Source organism: Frankia sp. CcWB3, from assembly GCF_977927595.1.
On the sequence record NZ_CDWRCK010000330.1, the window covers coordinates 1 to 1,222 of the forward strand.

Here is a 1,222-nt window from a genome sequence, read left to right on the forward strand (position 1 = left end):
TGATTCGTCCTACTCAATCGCTACTGATTCGCTCGGACTGTTCAGATTTTGATGGAGACAGATGATTATCTCTGGGACGTTTTCCGACCACGGCGCGAACCAGCGAACAGGGGGCAGTCAGCGGCCAGCCGCGGTGCTGTTCGACTGCGATGGATTGCTCGTGGACAGCACGGCGGCATGGGCCACCGCGTTCGACGAGGCAGCCGCGGCCGTCTCCTTCGAGTTGGACGACGTGATGCGCGGGCAGCTGGTCGGCAGCTCCGTCGCGTCGGGGGCCGCGCGGATCGCGCGCTGGGGCAACCAGGAACACGAAGCTGCCTTGATCGCATCGGTGCTTCACCGTTCGCTGCGGCAGGCGGTGAAACGTGACCCTCCTCGCGCCATGCCGGGCGCGGCCGCCCTGCTCGCTGGCCTGAGCGGCAGCGTACCGATGGCGGTCGCCTCGAACAGCCCGGCCGATGTACTCGTCGCGATGCTCACCGGCGCGGGATTCGATGTGGCGTTCGACGCGACCATCGCCGCGGACGATGTCGACCTACCCAAGCCTCACCCGGAGGTCTACCTAACCGCCTGCTCGGCCCTGGGAGTTGATCCGCGCGACGCGGTCGCCGTCGAGGACTCCAGGATCGGGGCAATCGCCGCGCAGCGGGCCGGTCTGGCGGTCATCGTCGTTACCACCGGAGACTGGCCGCAGAGCACACCCCTGCCGTGGCCGGCGGAAGGGCGCCCTCTCCTGGTGACCCCGTCCCTGACCGAGCCAGCCGTCATTCGCCAGCTCATGCCGTCATGACGAATCCCCCGGCGACGCAGGCGACCGGCAATGTGAACGGCAATGTGAACGGCGGCCGGGCGACGTCGACGACACGGCTTGGAGTACTCACCGATCTTCATCTCGCTGCTTGGTAGGTGCGGGAGGGCCCGTGGCTCGGCTGCCCGGGCGCGCCGGGCCCTCCCGGTGAGTTTCAGGCTGACCACGCTCGCCCTTCGTGGAGTGCGAGGGTGCCCTCCTGTGCCTGCGGGAAGTGTGAGCCGACCCCGTCGGTTCCTGGCTTCGACAGCTCGTTCCAGATCCACTCCCGGCTGTGGTTCGCAAGCTTGACGTCGACGTCGCCAACGCTGTGCCAGCTCGGGTGGTGTAACTGGTGCGGGCAGGTGATCGCGTCACCGAAGAACAGGATCCGCTGGCCGCCGCTGGCCGCCATGACGCTGGTGTGCCCCGGGG

General features: G+C 67.8%; 1 protein-coding gene and 1 pseudogene. One reads left to right on the plus strand and one right to left on the minus strand.

What is annotated here, in order from left to right; translation table 11 throughout:
* The first annotated feature begins 61 nt into the window (after positions 1-61).
* Positions 62-790, plus strand: a complete 729-nt coding sequence (locus tag ACY5KJ_RS18520; protein ID WP_462188290.1) for an HAD family hydrolase — start codon at positions 62-64, stop codon at positions 788-790.
* A gap of 172 nt (positions 791-962) precedes the next feature.
* Here the strand turns inward: ACY5KJ_RS18520 and ACY5KJ_RS18525 are convergent.
* A pseudogene (locus ACY5KJ_RS18525) lies at positions 963-1,222 on the minus strand (MBL fold metallo-hydrolase); the annotation flags it as partial.

Excerpts from the sequence above, each read along its gene's own strand:
- ACY5KJ_RS18520 (WP_462188290.1), top strand. The coding sequence starts at position 62 with ATGATTATCTCTGGGACGTTTTCCGACCACGGCGCGAACCAGCGAACA.